Here is a 17,716-nt window from a genome sequence, read left to right as displayed (position 1 = left end):
GAAAACTTAATAAGGAGGTGCTCCTGTGAATTCACCAATAGTATGGGGAATAATCGCTGTTGTTGTAGTTGCACTGCTTGTTGCTACATGGTTTATCGCTATTGCATATCGCAAGAACATAGTAGAGACCAAGATAGGAAGAGCAGAGTCACAGGCAAGAGAGATTATTGACGAAGCTCAGAAGACCGCCGAGGCTAAGAAGCGCGAGATACTGCTTGAGGCAAAGGAAGATTCCCTTAAGACACGTAATGACCTTGAAAAGGAAGTAAAGGACAGACGTGGAGAACTTTCACGTATGGAGAAGAGAATTCTTGCACGTGAAGAGAATCTTGATAAGAAGACTGAGGCAGTTGAGAAGAAGGAAGCTAGTTTAGCTAACAAGGAAAGCGCGCTGGACAAGCAGAAGGCTAAGGTTGAAGAGTTACAGGCGAAACGTTTACAGGAACTTGAAAGAATTTCAGGCTTGACCTCTGAACAAGCAAAAGAATACTTATTAAAGACTGTTGAAGATGAAGTAAAGCATGAAACAGCAGTTATGGTCAAGGAATTAGAAACCAGAGCTAAAGAAGAAGCGAACAAGAAGGCGAAGGAGTATGTTGTCAATGCAATACAGAGATGTGCGGTTGATCATATCTCAGAGACAACGATCTCATTAGTTCAGTTACCTAACGACGAGATGAAGGGTAGGATAATTGGTAGAGAGGGTAGAAATATTCGTACCCTTGAAACTCTCACAGGCGTAGATCTTATCATAGACGATACTCCTGAGGCAGTTATCTTATCAAGCTTTGATCCGGTAAGACGTGAGGTAGCAAGAATTGCACTTGAGAAACTCATCGTGGATGGTAGAATCCATCCAGCCAGAATCGAAGAGATGGTTGAGAAAGCGCAGAAGGAAGTTGAAAACATGATGCGCGAGGAAGGTGAAGCTGCTACTCTTGAGGTAGGAATTCACGGAATCCATCCAGAGCTGGTAAGACTTCTTGGAAAGTTGAAATTTAGAACAAGCTACGGACAGAACGCATTGAAGCACTCTGTTGAGGTAGCTCAGTTGTGTGGTTTGTTGGCCGGAGAGATAGGTGTCGATATCAAGGTTGCAAAGCGTGCTGGATTACTCCATGATATAGGTAAATCACTTGATCATGAGATGGAGGGTTCACATGTTCAGATCGGTGCAGATCTTTGTAGAAAGTACAAAGAGTCAGCGCTTGTTGTCAATGCGGTAGAATCACATCACGGTGATGTTGAGCCTGAGTCATTGATAGCACTTCTGGTACAGGCTGCAGATACAATTTCTGCTGCAAGACCGGGAGCAAGAAGAGAGACCTTGGAGACTTATACTACAAGACTTAAGAAGTTAGAGGATATTGCTAATTCTCATAAGGGTGTAGATAAGACATTTGCTATTCAGGCAGGTAGAGAAATTCGTGTAATGGTAGTTCCTGAGCATGTAAGCGATTCTGATATGGTATTGCTGGCTAGAGATATTGCAAAGCAGATCGAAGACGAGCTTGAGTATCCTGGACAGATTAAGGTAAATATTATAAGAGAGTCACGCGTGACAGATTACGCAAAATAAAAATTAGGGTTTGTAGAGATGATCTACAAACCCTTTTTATGATTTGTCATATAATGAAGATAACATCAAGCCGGTGCTTGAAGATAATTGAGGTGTATATGTTTCGTAATTTGTATGCATGATGAACTATGAAAACGGGAAGATAGGTGATCGATAAATGGAGAAATTTAAGAAAATAAAAACTGAAGTGGCTTACAGGGCGCATGTGTTTGATGTATATAACGACTATCTTGAACTGCCTGACGGCAGAAATGTTGTATATGATCTGATAAAGCATCATCCGGGAGCGTGCATCCTTCCGGTGAAAGACGATGGATCGATCATATTGATAAAACAGTACAGGAATTCTATTGATGATATAACCTACGAGGTTCCGGCTGGTTTTATCGATGAGGGAGAGGCTCCTGAAGATGCAGCCAGAAGAGAACTCAGGGAAGAGACTGGGTTTACTGCGAAGGTCGTGGAATATGTGACAAGGACTGTTCTGGCTATCGGTACAAGTGATGAACAGACTTACGTGTATATAGGCATGGGACTTACCGGAGGAACATGTGCATTGGACGAGAATGAATTTATAGAGACCGAGGAGATAGGTCTTGATGATGCACTCAATATGATAAGAGATGGCAGGATAGTGGATTCCAAAACAATAATTGCAATCTACGCATATTGGGGTAAGAAATGCTCCCAAACAAGCAATCACATAATTTGAAACATAGAAAATTCAACTGAAACATTGTCGGAATTAAAAAATGTGAAATATTTTTGAAAAGAATTATGTCAATATCTAGTATACATAATTTGATCGCGCACCGCATTTTGTACTTTTGCTAAAAATGCCGTGAAGCCTTGATTTTACTTGTTAAAATAGTGTTTGATTTTATTTACATTTATATTTATAATATAATTCAGTCTACATAACTAAGGGGATAAATTAGTGGAACAATACATAGACAGATATGTTGATTATTTAAGAAATGTAAAAAAATCCAGCGAGAATACTGTTGCATCATATCGGAGAGATCTGATAAAATTCTACAGGTATTTTAACGAGAAGGGCATAACGAGGATTGATGATATTAATGAAACTTATATCACTTCGTATGTGTTGGAAATGGAGAAACAGGGGATGTCCATGGCTACGGTGTCACGTAACATTGCATCCATAAAGTCATTCTATGCCTATCTCATGAGGGAGAGGATTGTGAATGAGGATCCAACGGAGAATATCAAGCCTCCGAAGATCGTGAAGAAGGTTCCTGAGACGCTTACCATAAGTGAGGTGAACAAGCTTCTCGACCAGCCTACCAACAAGACTCCAAAGGAGATCAGGGATAAGGCGATGCTGGAGCTGTTGTATGCTACAGGAATACGTGTTACAGAGCTTGTGACATTGAAACTCACGGATGTCAACATAAAGCTTGGGTTCATTGAGTGCCACGACGGCGACAGGGTGAGGACTGTTCCGGTTGCGGAGGTTGCTCAGAGAGCCCTCAGCAGATATATTACTGAGGTGCGCGATGATATGAGTGGAGGCAGTGATTATCTGTTCTTCAACTGCAAGGGTGCACCTATGACGAGACAGGGATTCTGGAAGATAATAAAGTATTATGCGGCTAAGGCCGGCATAGATAAGGATATAACACCTCATATGATAAGGCATTCATTTGCCTCGCATATGTTGGGGAATGGAGCGGATATAAAGTCTGTTCAAGAGATGCTTGGACATGTGGATATTGCGACAACCCAGATATATCTTACAAATAAGCAGAGTAAGCTCAAGGAAGAATATGCAAAGGCATATCCGAGGGCCTAACAAATAACTTATAAACTAAGGAGACAATTAAATCATGGAAAACAATTACTACGTTCCGGCACAGATCATTGAGAATAATCTCAAGGGTGCTGTTGGAAAGGCAAATCTCAAGCTGTACAAGATGATTATGATGGGATTCTTTGCAGGAATGTTCATTGCGATAGGAGCTGAGGGATCAAACCTTGCGGTGCATACGGTGGACAATTTCGGACTTGCGAAGACTCTTGCAGGATGTATATTCCCTGTAGGACTCATGATGTTATCGATTATCGGTGCAGAGCTGTTTACCGGAAACTGTATGATGATAACAGCGGTTATTGATGGTAGGATAAAGCTTGTGCAGATGCTCAAGAATTGGGTTATTGTATATCTCAGCAATATGCTTGGATCAGTTGTGACTGCAGCTCTTATATATGGAAGCGGTCAGTTTGATAATTCAGCAGGCGGCCTTGGCGCTTATACCATCAAGGTGGCTATGGGTAAGACAGGCCTTGATTTTTGCAATGCGTTCATGTCGGGAATAATGTGTAATGTTCTCGTGTGTATCGCGGTTCTCATGTCATCTTCGGCTAAGGATATAATTGGAAAGCTGTTTGCATGCTTCTTCCCGATAATGGTATTCGTCGTGTCAGGTTTTGAGCACTGCGTTGCAAATATGTACTATATACCTGCAGGTCTGATGGCTGCATCAAACAGCAAGTACGTGGACAAGGCATGCGAGCTCTATGGATATACCGCACAGCAGATAAGTGACCAGCTCACAGTGGGACATTTCTTCAGTAAAAATCTCCTCCCTGTAACGCTTGGTAATATCATCGGCGGTGGTCTGATAGTGGGAATTGGACTTTACATCATCAACAAGCCTAAAAAGGTGGAAGAGTAGAATTTGGCGCCAGACTTATAGGCAACAAGGTCAGAATGATGGACTGAATAAATGATGGATTGAAAAATAAGATAGATAAATAAAAAACAGATGTGGCATGATTTGAGGAATCACCCTGGATCATATCACATCTGTTTTTTATTACTTACATTTTATCGCATTATTGTTTGTCGCAATTTTCAGTTTGTTTGACAATTACTTATAAAAGTCAATTATCTTGTCCATTCTGGATGACATATTCTCAAATATAAGATCAAGGATCGTCAGGGCGGTCATGGCCTCGACGACCACAACAGCTCTAGGCCCAATGATAGGATCGTGGCGGCCTCTGATCGAGACCTCTATGTTATCCCTGGACTTGTTAACGGTTTTCTGTGTGGATGCGATGGATGGGGTCGGCTTGAAATGCGCCTTGATGATTATGTCTGAACCATCGCTCATTCCGCCGAGAATACCTCCGGCGTGATTGGTCTCCTTGTCTACGTTATAACCGTTCATGACAAATGCATCATTGTTATATGAGCCTCTTGCAGTGGATACCTCGGTGCCGTCGCCAATCTCGACAGCTTTCACAGCTCCGATGGACATAACTGCCTTTGCGAGGCATGCATCCAGTTTGTCAAATACCGGTTCACCGATACCTGCCGGCATTCCATGCACGATACATTCAACACCAGAGCCTATGGAATCGTTCTCCGCCATGCAGTCTTGAAGAAGGATTGATGCCTTCTCGTAGGCATCCGGGTCCGGCATGTTGAGGTCGTTCTTAAGTATATAGTCAGCGTCAAAATTGTTCCTGTCTATATGTACATCACCGATGGAAGATACGTAGGTAGTTATGGTGATACCGAGTTCCTTCAGTATCTTTGAGGCGATCGCACCGGCTGCAACTCTGCCGATGGTCTCTCGTCCCGATGAACGGCCGCCGCCTCTGTAATCCCTGAAGCCATATTTTTCATCAAATGTATAATCTGCGTGGCCTGGTCTGTAATATGTGGCGATATCTCCGTAATCCCCGGAGCGCTGGGATGTATTTCTCACCATCATGGATATAGGAGTTCCGGTTGTCTTTCCCTCGAAAATTCCTGACAGTATCTCTATGGTATCGGATTCCTTTCTAGGTGTTGAGAACTGTGAAAATCCGGGTTTTCTGCGATCCAGAAATACCTGTATATCTTCCTCACACAGTGGAAGACCGGCAGGGCAGCCGTCAACGACAACTCCCAGAGCCTTTCCGTGGGATTCTCCCCATGTGGTGATGGTAAATTTATTTCCTATGGTGGAACCTGCCATAATATATCTCCTTTCAAATGCGGCGAAACCTGCCGCTCTCTATTCGGCAAATGAACTGCAGAATCCTGCAGCGCAAATGTCCGCGCGCACTATTATAGCATAGATAAGTTTGTGATAACAAGAAATAAGTTGGGATGCTGTAAAGTGTGAAAGCGTATAAGGTGAATGTCAAACCGGGAATATTACCGGTCGGGGTTGTAATGAAATATGTTATATATTAAAATATCTATAAAATGAATGAAAGAACACGGCTGAAAGCACAGCCGGACATAAGGTGGTCAAGAAAATGGAGAAATATTATATAGTAAAATCGATAGACGGAGATTACGCAAATCTTGCTGATGAGAATGATCTTGGCGGTGAGACAAAGCTCGTTGCAAGGGCGCTGCTTCCGGAAAGTATAGCGGAAGGAACAAGGCTGCACTATGCATTTTTGCAGTATGAAATTGCGGATTAATTTCCTCTTTACAAAACCAGACACATATGTTATCCTACACAAGGTCAACTGACACTTAGTTTGAGGACACCTCTATGCCTTTTGCCCGGTGTCAGTCATGTATATTATTTTATAGGAGGATTGTTATTATGATAACAAAAGAGCAGAAGCAGGAAATCGTAGCTAAGTACGGCAAGGATGCAAACGACACAGGTTCAACAGAGGTTCAGATCGCACTTCTTACAGCAAGAATCAACGATCTCAACGGACATTTCAAGGCTAATCCAAAGGATCATCACTCAAACCGTGGTCTTCTTAAGATGGTTGGTCAGAGAAGAAACCTTCTTGCATACCTCAAGAGCAAGGATATCGAGGCATACAGAAAGCTCATCGAGAGCCTTGGACTTAGAAAGTAATTTCTATTCGAGCCTTAATACAATAACAATTATGGGAATCATGTGTACACGCATGATTCCTTTTTATTTGCCCGGACACATTTTTATGGTATCAAATAGTGTAAACAGAGGTGTTTGGATATTGTATTTTTTATATTCGTATGATAAAATTTAAAAGATTGTGGAATGACATATCGAGACTTCTATAAAGAATATCATGGCTCATCGCTGAAAGATGGCAAAAAGGTTATAAGACATGGTGTTTTTTATAGTTGTTTCGACGTCTTCCACAATACAAATAAATATTAAATCAAGGAGATTTTGAGATGAGTAAGGAATTCAAGAGATACCAGAAAGAGATCGCTGGCAGAATGCTCACTGTTGATATCAACAGAGTAGCTGCACAGGCAAATGGTGCTGCATTTATCAAGTACGGTGACACAACAGTGCTTTCAACATGTACAGCTTCAGAGAAGCCAAGAGACGGAATCGATTTCTTCCCACTTTCAGTAGAGTATGAGGAGAAGTTATATTCAGTAGGAAAGATACCTGGAGGATTCAATAAGAGAGAGGGTAAGGCATCAGAGAACGCTGTCCTCACATCACGAGTAATCGACAGACCTATGAGACCTCTTTTCCCTAAGGATTATAGAAATGACGTAACACTCAACAACCTTGTTATGTCAGTAGATCCAGAGTGCAGACCGGAGCTGGTTGCAATGCTCGGATCATCTATCGCAACATGTATATCAGACGTTCCATTTGACGGACCATGTGCCATGACACAGGTAGGTCTCATCGACGGAGAGTTCATCATCAACCCAACACAGAAGCAGTGGGATGAGGGTGATCTGAAGCTCACAGTTGCATCTACATCACAGAAGGTTATCATGATCGAGGCCGGTGCAAATATTGTACCTGAGGCTAAGATGATCGAAGCTATCTACATGGCTCATGATATCAACCAGGACATCATCGCATTTATCAATGAGATAGTAGCTGAGGTTGGAAAGCCAAAGCATTCATATGTAAGCTGTGCAGTTCCAGAGGAGCTCTTTGCAGCGATCAAGGAGATCGTTCCTCCAGAGGCTATGGAGGAGGCTGTATTCTCAGACGAGAAGCAGGTTCGTGAGGAGAACATCAGACAGATCACAGAGAAGCTTGAGGAGGCATTTGCAGACAACGAGGAGTGGCTTGCAGTCCTTCCAGACGCTATATACCAGTATCAGAAGAAGACAGTAAGAAAGATGATCCTCAAGGATCACAAGAGACCTGATGGACGAGCTATCAACCAGATCAGACCACTTGCTGCTGAGGTTGACATCATTCCTAGAGTCCACGGCTCAGCTATGTTTACAAGAGGACAGACACAGATCTGTAACGTATGTACACTTGCTCCACTTTCTGAGATCCAGAGAGTTGACGGACTTGACGAGAACGTTACATCCAAGAGATATATGCACCACTACAACTTCCCTTCATACTCAGTAGGAGAGACAAAGGTTTCAAGAGGACCTGGACGTAGAGAGATTGGACACGGTGCACTTGCTGAGAGAGCACTTCTTCCTGTACTTCCAAGTGAGGAAGAGTTCCCATATGCGATCAGAACCGTATCAGAGACATTTGAGTCAAATGGTTCAACATCAATGGCATCAACATGTTCATCATGTATGTCACTCATGGCTGCCGGTGTTCCTATCAAGGCTATGGTTGCCGGAATCTCATGCGGACTTGTAACAGGTGATACAGACGACGATTACATCGTACTCACAGATATCCAGGGACTTGAGGACTTCTTCGGAGATATGGACTTCAAGGTAACAGGTACAACAGAGGGTATCACAGCTATCCAGATGGATATCAAGATTCACGGACTTACAAGACCTATCGTTGAGGAGGCTATCGCAAGAACACGTGAGGCAAGACTCTTCATCATGGAGACATGTATGAAGCCGGCCATCGCAGCTCCAAGACCAACGGTCAATGAGTTCGCACCAAAGATCAAGCAGATCAAGATAGATCCAGAGAAGATCGGTGAGGTTATCGGACAGAGAGGTAAGACTATCAACACTATCATAGAGGAGACAGGTGTTAAGATTGATATCGATGATGAGGGAAGAATCTCTATCTGTGGCGTAGAGCAGGCAGGTATGGACAAGGCTATCGAGATGATCAACATGATCGTAGAGCCTCTTGAGGTTGGCAAGAACTACCATGGTAAGGTTGTAAAAGTTATCGACTGTGGAGCTATCGTATCGCTTGCACCTAACAAGGATGGACTCATCCACATCTCAAAGCTTTCAGACAAGAGAGTTGCAAAGGTTGAGGATGTTGTAAATGTAGGTGATGAGGTTGACGTTAAGGTCATCAAGATCGACGAGAGAGCAGGAAGAATAAGCCTGAGTCTCAAGGATGTACAGTAAATAACAGTTCTGAGCTAAACTATAATAAGGATATTTTTTATAAGGGTAAATTTGATGTCTCGAAGCCGGTCTGTCATATGGCCGGTTCCGGGGCATTGTAGTAAATAAAGGCATACATAAACAAACTAAAAAATAAATGCAGATTTAAGGGGGAACATATGAGATACGGTTATTTTGACGAACAGAACAAAGAGTATGTAATTGACAGACCAGACACCCCGGCACCTTGGGCAAACTACCTTGGTTCACCGGAATACGGAGCTATAATCTCCAACAACGCAGGAGGCTACAGCTTTGAGAAGTCAGGAGCAAACGGAAGAATACTGAGATACATATTTAACAGCTTTGATCAGCCTGGAAGATATGTATATCTTCGCGATGATGACACAAAGGATTACTGGTCAGCATCATGGCAGCCGGTAGGCAAGAGTCTTGATGTGTATAAGAGTGAATGTCACCATGGAACGGCATATACAAAGATGTATGCAGATTATTCTGATATCAAGTCAGAGGTGCTGTATTATGTTCCACTTAACAAGACACATGAAGTGTGGAAGGTGAGAGTTACCAACAACTCTGATAAGCCTCGTAACCTTTCAGCTATCGGATACTGTGAGTTTACCAATGACTGCAATTATGAGCAGGATCAGGTAAATCTCCAATATACACTGTTCATAACCAGAACATATTTCATGGATAACAACAAGATCCTTCAGGTCATCAATGAGAATGTTGAGAAGGCTGAGATCAATGGAAGTAAGGCAAACAGAAGATTCTTTGCACTTGCCGGAAGTGATGTTGCATCATACTGTGGTGACAAGGAGGAGTTCCTTGGAAGATATCACGGCTACGGCAATCCGATCGGAGTTATAAATGGAGATCTTGGCAACAAGCTCAACTACAACAGCAATGCCTGCGGTGGACTCCAGACAAAGTTCACACTTGCTCCGGGCGAGTCAAAGGATTTTGCATTCATAGTCGGAATGAAGGACAATGACGCTGCAAATGCTGTCATAGCCGGATACGCAGATCCTGCCGCAGCATGTCAGAAGGAGCTTGACGAGCTGATCGAGTATTGGCATTCAAAGCTCAACAACTTCCAGGTGCACACACCTAGTGATTCATTCAACAACATGGTAAATACATGGAATGCATACCAGTGTTTCATGACATTCATATGGTCAAGAGCTGCATCGTTCTCATACTGTGGTCTGAGAAACGGATATGGATACAGAGATACAGTTCAGGATATCCAGGGCGTTATCCACCTTGCACCTGAGATGGCTCTTGAGAAGATCAGATTCATGCTGTCAGCACAGGTTGACAACGGCGGTGGACTCCCACTTGTAAAGTTCACACATAACGCAGGTCATGAGGATACACCGGATGATCCATCATATGTACAGGAGACAGGACATCCTGCATACCGTGCAGACGACGCACTTTGGCTGTTCCCAACTGTATATAAGTATATTGCTGAGTCAGGCAACCTTGACTTCATAGACGAGGTTATTCCATTTGCCAACAAGGATGAGGGTACAGTTTATGAGCATCTTAAGAGAGCGATAGATTTCTCCATGAATAGACTTGGAGATAATGGTATGCCGGCAGGACTCTGGGCAGACTGGAATGACTGTCTGAGACTTGGAAAGAGAGGCGAGTCAACATTTGTTGCAATGCAGCTCTACTATGCGATGACAGTTATCAAGTATTTTGCTGAGATGAAGGATGATGCAGAGTACATAGATTACATCAACAGCATTCAGTACAAGATGGGTGAGACCATTCAGGAGAAGTGCTGGGAGGATGACAGATTCATCCGTGGATACAAGGAAGGCGGACAGGTCATCGGTTCAAAGAATGATCCTGAGGCAAGCATGTGGCTGAATCCTCAGTCATGGGCAGTTATAAGCGGACTTGCCACAAGAAAGCAGTCTGAGATCGCCCTTGAGTCTGTTCACAGGGAGCTTAACACAGAGTACGGTGTGAGACTTATGTTCCCACCATACAGAGAGCATGCATTTGACGGAGCGCTCATGCTTCTGTTCAATGCAGGAACAAAGGAGAATGCGGGTATATTCTCACAGCCACAGGGCTGGATAATACTTGCCGAGGCGCTCATGGGACATGGAAACAGAGCGTTTGAGTATTTCAACGAGAGCTCTCCTGCATCCATGAATGATAAGGCAGAGATCAGAAAGCTTGAGCCATACTGCCATGGACAGTTCACAGAGTCTGTTGGAAGTCCATTTGAGGGTCGCGCTCATGTACATTGGCTCACAGGTACAGCATCCACATGTATGGTTGGCTGCGTTGAGGGTATCATGGGTATGAGACCAGACTTTGGCGGAATCAAGATCGCGCCTTCAGTCCCATCAGACTGGAAGGAGTTCGAGATCGAGAAGATGTTCAGGGGTAAGAAGCTCTCAATCAAGGTTCAGAATCCTGATGGACATGAGAGCGGTTTCCAGAGCCTCACATTAAATGGTGAGAAACTTGAGACCAATTATATCCCTGCTGACAAGCTTGCTGATACAAACGATATCGTGCTTGTAATGTAATGAATATAAATACATTATTTATACCATATTAAGTTAAGAAGGGCTCAGCCCTTCTTAATTTTTGCCCTGATGCGGAATGAGTGGATCGGGGTTGGAAGGTGGTGCAGGCGAAGTGGAATCGGTATCGATCGCTGAGAGGTTAAAACTCACTGACAACATACATGTTATGGATGTTCCAGGTGGAGGTTATATCCTGTTATGTGGAATATATGGAGAGATTGAGGGGCATGACAAGCTTCCTGCCGGTATGAAGAGTACAAGCTACGAGAAGCTGCTTCCGGTGATAGCCCAGGCAGAAAACTGCGGAGATGTAAAGGGAGTCCTGACTCTGATAAATACGGTCGGAGGCGATGTTGAGTCCGGACTTGCCATATCTGAGATGTTGTCCAGCCTGTCAAAGCCGGTCGTCAATATCGTGCTTGGCGGCGGACATTCCATAGGAGTTCCTCTGGCGGTGTCGGGAAATGTGTCTTTTATAGTGCCGACCGCAACGATGATAGTTCATCCAATAAGGACAAATACGGCGGTGCTTGGAGTTAAGCAGAACTTTGAATATATAGAGAAGATGCAGGAGAGGATCATACAGTTCACAGTGGATCACTCATCTATAGACAGAAAAGAACTGGAGAAACTTATGTTTAACACGACAGAGCTGACCAAGGATGTGGGCTCGGTCCTGATAGGAAAACAGGCTGTCGAAAAAAGGGTTATAGACAGGATCGGTGGTATGTCGGCGGCTTTAAAAACGCTGTATGACTTGATTAATTAAGAAAATGATAGTAAAATTCCATAGGATATTGTATAAACATCGATCAAGGGAGGTCGGTCATGAGCTTATTACAGGCAATTTTGATGGGAATAATACAGGGAGCTACAGAATTTCTTCCAGTCAGCAGTTCGGGACATCTGGCTATTTTCAAGAATATTTTTGGCGTGAAGACCGATACGGGTATATTATTTGACATACTGCTCCATTTTGGCACGCTGGTTGCCATATTTATAGTCTACTGGGCAGATATAAAGAAGCTTGTTATAGAGGGACTCAAGATAGTTGGAGACTGCTGTGTCAATCTGGTAAATTTCATAAAGAACAAGACCTCGAAGGAGGGACAGATATATCCGTATAGGAAGATTGTGTGTACGGCATACAGAAAGTTTGTTATGCTCATACTCGTGTCAACTCTTACGACGACGGTGATCGCAGTCCCATTTGACAAAGCTATAGGACATGCGGGAGATACACTTTTGATACCGGGTATCTGTCTGTGTATAACATCTGTTATCCTGTATTTTGCGGACAGACTGCCGGCTGGTAAGAAAAGTGTGGCAAAGGCTACATACAGAAATGCCATATTTGTTGGACTGGCACAGGCTGTTGCCACGCTTCCCGGAATATCCAGATCCGGAAGTACGATAACTGCAGGTATGGCGTGCGGCTACACAAGAAAATTTACAGTAAAGTATTCGTTTATAATGTCCATACCGGCTGTTCTTGGCGCTGTCATACTGGAGATACCTGATCTGTTTAAGGCATCAATCTCAGGGGCGGATGTCGTTAATTACATAGTTGGTATGATCGTTGCCGGCATTGTCGGATACATATGTATAAAATTTATGCTTTATACGGTCAAGAAAAAGAATTTTAAGGGATTTTCCATATATTGTATGATCGCGGGAATCGTGTCTGTAATATGGTATTTTGTTGCTTAAGATTTAGAATAGAGGTAGAAAATGGCTGCTGGTAATAAAAAGTCATACAAGAACAATACATCAAGGAATGGCACGTCCAAAAACGCTGCGTCTAAAAAGACTGTGGCAAAGAACTCTTCAAAAGGCGGATCAAATAACAGGACATCTGCGAAGAAGAATACTGCATCGAAAAAAACATCTGCCAGATCAAAGGCTGCCATAGAACGCAAAGCCCGGGAAGAGGAACTGGCTAGGCAGAAGCAGATGAGAAGTGAGATCATACTCATAGTTCTCTTTGCATTTTCGGTATTTCTGCTACTTGCAAACTTCAGGATCTGCGGAATAGTGGGAGATACAGTATCGGGATTTTTCTTTGGAATAATCGGTTTCAGCGAGTACATATTCCCGGTATATCTGTTTGTGTCGGCTGCCTATCTTATATCAAATGATTTCAGGGGGAAGATCGTCAAAAAGGTTGTATATTTTGGCGTTGTGCTCATCCTGTTGTCCATGGTATTTCAGGCTATATATTCATCGACCTTTGAGTCGGTCAAGGTTCTGTACATGGATGGGTATAAGGACAGATCGGGCGGAGGAGTTATATGCGGAGGAATATTCTTTGCGATAAGGACACTGCTTGGAGTTCCGGGTGCGTGCATAGTAATATTTATAGCTGCGGTTATCATGTTCATTCTCATAACGGAGATATCAGTTATAGACGAGATCAAACTTTTCATAGCATCTATCCGTGAGCGCAGAGAAAGCGATGATGACGAACAGTATGAAGATGAGGAGTATCAAAGTGACAGATATGACGATGGCTATTACTCACATGATGTAAATGATACTCCGGTTCGCAGAGTGAGACCATCGATGGCAAATCTCAATGTGTACAGCAACGATAAGTCCAAGGATGACAGAGCTTCCGACAGGACTGCTGCAACGCAGGTCAAGCCAAGGAAGACTAAGACACAGAAGAATGTAGAGAGGGAGCCTGCCAGGGATTTCTTTGCCATGGAGGATGTCCACGAGCTCACTCCTGGAGATGGCGCTGTGGATATGTCCTATGATGAATTTAACAATGATATAGAGAAGATCGTCATGACCGACAGAGAGGAGATCGTCAATCCAGTTCAGATAGACAGAGAGGATCCTGTGCATAAACCGGTGCGGAAGCCTGCACCTGTGAAGAGAAGAAAGCCGATGGTCGTAACTCCTGAAGAACCAAAGCTGGCTGCTGTGGACACTGATATGGAGGATGCAGAGATACTTTCATTTACTGATGATGCGGAGGATGTCCTTGCGGGAGCGGTAAATGGCAATATGCATCCAGAGAGTGTGTCAGATTACAATCCGCTCTACGACTCTGCATTTGCGGAGGAGGAGAAGACGGATACCGCGGCTCAAAGCAAAAAGAAGCCGGCGGTACAGACTGAGAGCTCAAAGCAGTATCAGGAGGGAAGAAAGTATAAATTCCCAACGGCAGATCTGCTGTCCCAGCCTAAAAAGGCGAACAATTCCAACAGGGATGCCCATGTCAGGGAGACAGCCATCAAGCTTAAGAATACCCTCGAGACATTTGGCGTTAATGTAACCATAACAAACTATAGCTGCGGTCCTGCTGTAACGAGATTTGAGATGCAGCCGGAGCAGGGTGTCAAGGTCAGCAAGATACTGAACCTTGCGGACGACATAAAGCTCAACCTTGCGGCTGCGGATATACGTATAGAGGCACCGATACCTGGCAAGGCAGCCATAGGAATAGAGGTCCCTAACAAGGAGAACTCAATTGTGGCGTTCCGGGAGCTTATAGAATCAGATAATTTCAAGAACCTCAAGTCCAAAGTGGCATTTGCGGTTGGTAAGGATATAAGTGGACAGGTCATCGCAACGGATATTGCCAAGATGCCGCATCTTCTGATCGCCGGAGCCACAGGTTCGGGTAAATCAGTGTGTATCAATACACTTATAATGAGTATACTGTACAAAGCCACACCAGAGGAGGTAAAGCTCATAATGATAGATCCTAAGATGGTTGAGCTTGCATGCTACAATGGCATACCACACCTCCTGATACCGGTCGTAACAGATCCAAAGAAGGCGGCAGGGGCACTCAACTGGGCTGTCATGGAGATGACAAGAAGATACCAGCTTTTTGCTGAGCACAGTGTACGTAATATACAGGGATATAATGACAAGGTTGAAAATGCCGTTATAGCGGGAGCTGATGGAGAAAAGCTGACCAAGATGCCACAGATAGTGGTCATAGTGGATGAGCTTGCAGATCTTATGATGGTTGCCCACGGCGAAGTCGAGGATGCAATAGTCAGACTTTCACAGCTTGCCAGAGCAGCGGGTATACATCTTGTCATAGCAACACAGAGACCGTCGGTTGATGTCATAACAGGTCTCATAAAAGCAAATGTTCCATCGAGAATAGCATTTGCAGTTTCGTCGGGAGTTGATTCCAGAACCATACTTGATATGGTAGGAGCAGAGAAACTTCTTGGAAAGGGAGATATGCTGTTCTATCCGACAGGCTATCCTAAGCCGGTCAGAGTACAGGGCGCATTTGTGTCGGATGATGAGGTTACAGCGGTTGTTGATTTCCTCAAGAAGAACAATGGCGTGGGAACATATGATGATGAGATATCCAAATCAATATCCGGAAATGGTGGATCAGGCGCCACAGCGATAGGTGGGGCTTCAGCCAGTGATAAGGATGAATATTTCGTGGAAGCGGGAAGATTCATTATAGAGAAAGAAAAAGCTTCTATAGGTATGCTTCAGAGAACGTTCAAGATAGGCTTTAACAGAGCCGCAAGGATCATGGATCAGTTGATGGCCGCGGGAGTAGTTGGCCCGGAGGAGGGCACAAAGGCCAGAAAGATCCTGATGACTCAGGAACAGTTTGATGAATATATAGACACTAATTTATAAAAAGCGGAGGATAAGAGCTATGATGACAGACATTGAAATTGCACAGAAGGCTGAGATGAAGCACATAAGGGAGGTTGCTGCAAAGCTCGGAATATCAGAGGATGACCTCGATCTCTATGGAAAGTATAAGGCAAAGCTCTCAGATGAGCTTATAAAGAAGGTTGAGGGCAACGAGAACGGAAAGCTTATCCTCGTTACAGCCATCAATCCAACACCTGCAGGAGAGGGAAAGACGACAATCACTGTAGGACTTGGTGAGGCTATGGGACAGCTTGGAAAGAAGGCGGTTATCGCACTTCGTGAGCCATCACTTGGACCATGTTTTGGAATCAAGGGTGGTGCAGCCGGCGGCGGATATGCACAGGTAGTACCTATGGAGGATCTCAACCTCCACTTTACAGGAGATTTTCATGCTATAACATCTGCAAACAATCTCCTTGCAGCCATGATGGATAACCATATCCAGCAGGGAAATGCACTGAGAATAGATGTGAACAGAATAGTGTTCAAGAGATGTATGGATATGAACGACAGAGTTCTCAGACACACAGTTGTCGGACTTGGAAAGCGTGTCGACGGAGTGCCTAGAGAGGACGGATTTGTCATCACAGTTGCATCGGAGATCATGGCTATTCTCTGTCTTGCAAGTGACATGAAGGATCTTCAGGAGAGACTTGGCAGAATAATCGTTGCATACAACATGGACAATGAGCCTGTGACAGCGGCTGATCTCAAGGCTGTAGGAGCTATGGCAGCGCTCTTAAAGGATGCCATCAAGCCAAACCTTATCCAGACACTTGAGCATACACCGGCAATCGTACACGGCGGACCATTTGCAAATATAGCACATGGATGTAACAGTGTAATGGCTACAAAGACAGCATTAAAGCTTGCAGATTATGTAATAACAGAGGCAGGATTTGGCGCAGATCTCGGAGCTGAGAAGTTCTTCGATATCAAGTGCCGAATGAACAACCTTAAGCCGGATGCGGTGGTTCTGGTTGCTACAGTAAGAGCACTCAAGTACAATGGCGGAGTTGCAAAGGCAGATCTCGGCGAGGAGAATCTCGACGCGCTTAAGGCTGGTATAGTAAACCTTGAAAAGCATATTGAGAATCTTCAGAAGTATGGCGTTCCTGTTGTTGTTACACTGAACAGATTTGTCACAGACAGCCAGGCAGAGCTTGACTTTGTCAAGAAGTTCTGCGAGGACAGAGACTGTGATTTTGCTCTTGCAAATGTATGGGAGCAGGGCGGCAAGGGCGGTATAGACCTTGCAAATGCAGTGCTCAACACGCTGGAGAACAAGAAGAGCAACTTCAAGGTGCTCTACAATGACAGCCTTTCAATAAAGGATAAGATCAACTGTATCGCTACAGAGATATATGGCGCGGATGGTGTTACATACAGTGCAGAGGCCAGCAAGGCCATCGCCAAGATCGAGGAGATGGGCTTCGGCAATTTCCCTGTATGTATGGCAAAGAACCAGTATTCTCTGTCAGATGATCCAAAGAAGCTTGGAAGACCTACAGGATTCGATATAAATATCCGTGAGGTTTATGTCAGTGCAGGAGCGGGATTTGTGGTAGCGATTACCGGAACGATCATGACCATGCCTGGACTTCCAAAGGCTCCGGCTGCAGAGAGAATTTATGTGGATGATGACGGCAAGATCGTCGGATTATTCTAGGAGGACAGATA

The 17,716-nt window shown here is 44.1% G+C and carries 13 protein-coding genes; 12 read left to right on the top strand and 1 reads right to left on the bottom strand.

Features of this window, described 5'->3' with window-relative positions; translation table 11 throughout:
* The first annotated feature begins 25 nt into the window (after nucleotides 1-25).
* The 4 genes from rny to DW025_RS09390 all read left to right on the top strand — a co-directional run bounded on the left by rny (nucleotide 26) and on the right by DW025_RS09390 (nucleotide 4,278).
* Entirely contained in the window at nucleotides 26-1,579 is a 1,554-nt protein-coding gene (gene rny, locus DW025_RS09405) for a ribonuclease Y (RefSeq protein ID WP_022216535.1), read from the top strand.
* Nucleotides 1,580-1,736: 157 nt separating this feature from the next.
* Nucleotides 1,737-2,291 (top strand): NUDIX hydrolase, encoded by a 555-nt coding sequence (locus DW025_RS09400; RefSeq protein WP_117874241.1) that lies wholly within the window; start codon nucleotides 1,737-1,739, stop codon nucleotides 2,289-2,291.
* A 225-nt stretch (nucleotides 2,292-2,516) separates the two neighbouring features.
* Nucleotides 2,517-3,395 carry a site-specific tyrosine recombinase XerD gene (gene xerD, locus DW025_RS09395; protein ID WP_119999657.1) on the top strand — a complete coding sequence of 293 codons (879 nt, stop codon included), beginning with the start codon at nucleotides 2,517-2,519 and terminating at the stop codon, nucleotides 3,393-3,395.
* A 34-nt stretch (nucleotides 3,396-3,429) separates the two neighbouring features.
* The gene (locus DW025_RS09390) at nucleotides 3,430-4,278 is read left to right on the top strand and encodes a formate/nitrite transporter family protein (RefSeq protein ID WP_055222574.1); all 849 of its coding nucleotides are present in this window, start codon (nucleotides 3,430-3,432) and stop codon (nucleotides 4,276-4,278) included.
* A gap of 195 nt (nucleotides 4,279-4,473) precedes the next feature.
* On the opposite strand, the gene aroC is transcribed toward DW025_RS09390, so the two are convergent.
* A complete protein-coding gene (gene aroC, locus DW025_RS09385; protein WP_022216531.1) occupies nucleotides 4,474-5,571 on the bottom strand; it encodes a chorismate synthase in 1,098 nt (365 codons plus the stop codon).
* 286 nt (nucleotides 5,572-5,857) lie between these two features.
* Between aroC and DW025_RS09380 the strand changes: the two genes are divergently transcribed.
* The 8 genes from DW025_RS09380 (at nucleotide 5,858) to DW025_RS09345 (ending at nucleotide 17,705) form a co-directional block, all read left to right on the top strand.
* Complete coding sequence (locus tag DW025_RS09380) at nucleotides 5,858-6,028, top strand: chorismate--pyruvate lyase (RefSeq protein ID WP_117549008.1); 171 nt, start codon at nucleotides 5,858-5,860, stop codon at nucleotides 6,026-6,028.
* Nucleotides 6,029-6,156: 128 nt separating this feature from the next.
* On the top strand, nucleotides 6,157-6,423 hold the full coding sequence (gene rpsO, locus DW025_RS09375) for a 30S ribosomal protein S15 (protein WP_004851136.1): 267 nt from the start codon (nucleotides 6,157-6,159) through the stop codon (nucleotides 6,421-6,423).
* Between the two features lie 305 nt (nucleotides 6,424-6,728).
* A complete protein-coding gene (locus tag DW025_RS09370; RefSeq protein ID WP_022216529.1) occupies nucleotides 6,729-8,825 on the top strand; it encodes a polyribonucleotide nucleotidyltransferase in 2,097 nt (698 codons plus the stop codon).
* A 158-nt stretch (nucleotides 8,826-8,983) separates the two neighbouring features.
* Nucleotides 8,984-11,386 (top strand): GH36-type glycosyl hydrolase domain-containing protein, encoded by a 2,403-nt coding sequence (locus tag DW025_RS09365; RefSeq protein WP_117874240.1) that lies wholly within the window; start codon nucleotides 8,984-8,986, stop codon nucleotides 11,384-11,386.
* Between the two features lie 112 nt (nucleotides 11,387-11,498).
* Entirely contained in the window at nucleotides 11,499-12,155 is a 657-nt protein-coding gene (locus tag DW025_RS09360) for a ClpP family protease (RefSeq protein ID WP_022216527.1), read from the top strand.
* A gap of 59 nt (nucleotides 12,156-12,214) precedes the next feature.
* The gene (locus tag DW025_RS09355; RefSeq protein WP_117549004.1) at nucleotides 12,215-13,096 is read left to right on the top strand and encodes an undecaprenyl-diphosphate phosphatase; all 882 of its coding nucleotides are present in this window, start codon (nucleotides 12,215-12,217) and stop codon (nucleotides 13,094-13,096) included.
* 21 nt (nucleotides 13,097-13,117) lie between these two features.
* Nucleotides 13,118-16,015 carry an FtsK/SpoIIIE family DNA translocase gene (locus DW025_RS09350; RefSeq protein WP_119999656.1) on the top strand — a complete coding sequence of 966 codons (2,898 nt, stop codon included), beginning with the start codon at nucleotides 13,118-13,120 and terminating at the stop codon, nucleotides 16,013-16,015.
* 19 nt (nucleotides 16,016-16,034) lie between these two features.
* Nucleotides 16,035-17,705 (top strand): formate--tetrahydrofolate ligase, encoded by a 1,671-nt coding sequence (locus tag DW025_RS09345; RefSeq protein ID WP_119999654.1) that lies wholly within the window; start codon nucleotides 16,035-16,037, stop codon nucleotides 17,703-17,705.
* Nucleotides 17,706-17,716: the final 11 nt, after the last annotated feature.

The sequence above is a fragment of the Coprococcus sp. AF38-1 genome (assembly GCF_003603945.1).
Taxonomy (GTDB): Bacteria; Bacillota; Clostridia; order Lachnospirales; family Lachnospiraceae; genus Coprococcus; species Coprococcus aceti.
The sequence above is the reverse complement of the archived record's forward strand: the minus strand, read 5'-3'. Positions and strand labels throughout refer to the sequence as shown.

Coding starts and splice junctions, on each gene's coding strand:
- DW025_RS09400 (WP_117874241.1), top strand. CDS start 1,737: ATGGAGAAATTTAAGAAAATAAAAACTGAAGTGGCTTACAGGGCGCAT.
- DW025_RS09390 (WP_055222574.1), top strand. CDS start 3,430: ATGGAAAACAATTACTACGTTCCGGCACAGATCATTGAGAATAATCTC.
- aroC (WP_022216531.1), bottom strand. CDS start 5,571: ATGGCAGGTTCCACCATAGGAAATAAATTTACCATCACCACATGGGGA.
- DW025_RS09380 (WP_117549008.1), top strand. CDS start 5,858: ATGGAGAAATATTATATAGTAAAATCGATAGACGGAGATTACGCAAAT.
- rpsO (WP_004851136.1), top strand. CDS start 6,157: ATGATAACAAAAGAGCAGAAGCAGGAAATCGTAGCTAAGTACGGCAAG.
- DW025_RS09370 (WP_022216529.1), top strand. CDS start 6,729: ATGAGTAAGGAATTCAAGAGATACCAGAAAGAGATCGCTGGCAGAATG.
- DW025_RS09365 (WP_117874240.1), top strand. CDS start 8,984: ATGAGATACGGTTATTTTGACGAACAGAACAAAGAGTATGTAATTGAC.
- DW025_RS09355 (WP_117549004.1), top strand. CDS start 12,215: ATGAGCTTATTACAGGCAATTTTGATGGGAATAATACAGGGAGCTACA.
- DW025_RS09350 (WP_119999656.1), top strand. CDS start 13,118: ATGGCTGCTGGTAATAAAAAGTCATACAAGAACAATACATCAAGGAAT.
- DW025_RS09345 (WP_119999654.1), top strand. CDS start 16,035: ATGATGACAGACATTGAAATTGCACAGAAGGCTGAGATGAAGCACATA.